Genomic DNA, 677 nt, shown 5'->3' on the forward strand with positions numbered 1-677 from the left:
TCAACTCTTCTTTGTTCAAATACCCACGTGCGACCCCTGCACCACTGATGCATAGTTCACCAACGACTCCTATAGGCACTAACTCTTGCTGTTCACTAAGAATGTAGATTTGGGTATTGGATACTGGGTGCCCAATGGTAATTTTAGCATCATTATAATTTATTTGTGATACTGAAGACCAAACTGTGCACTCTGTAGGGCCATATTCATTATATAAAGTAATATTTGGATAGGCTAAATAATGATCTACAACTATTTTTTTTGATAATGGTTCACCACCCAGAATCACCTGCTTCAAATAGGTGTTTTCCAATAAATTTTCTTTTAACAAATAATCATAATAAGAAGTTGAACAGGTTAATCTATCTAACTCTAAACTTCTAAAAAACTCTTGTAATTGCAAAGAATTTGTAATTAAATTATCAGCGGGTAGAATAAGCTTTGCACCTGTAGATAAGGTGTCAAAAATAACAGCTACCGAAGGATCAAAGACAAATGAAGTGAGTAAAACAGAGTTAGATGTAACTTTCCCATAATAATGTAATCGAGCATTTAGTAGAGCAACTACATTTTGATGTTCGACCATGACCCCTTTAGGTTTCCCTGTACTTCCAGATGTATAGATGACATAGGCTAGGGTTTGAGGAGTGGCAATTGTACCGAAAGAATCTATTGAT

Annotated in this window: 1 protein-coding gene; it reads right to left on the reverse strand. The window is 35.3% G+C overall.

What is annotated here, in order from left to right; genetic code table 11:
- A partial coding sequence (locus WBG07_RS19405) for an AMP-binding protein (RefSeq protein ID WP_340203796.1) occupies positions 1 to 677 on the reverse strand: 677 nt, incomplete at both ends.

This window comes from Ascidiimonas meishanensis, assembly GCF_037782385.1.
GTDB lineage: Bacteria > Bacteroidota > Bacteroidia > Flavobacteriales > Flavobacteriaceae > Ascidiimonas > Ascidiimonas meishanensis.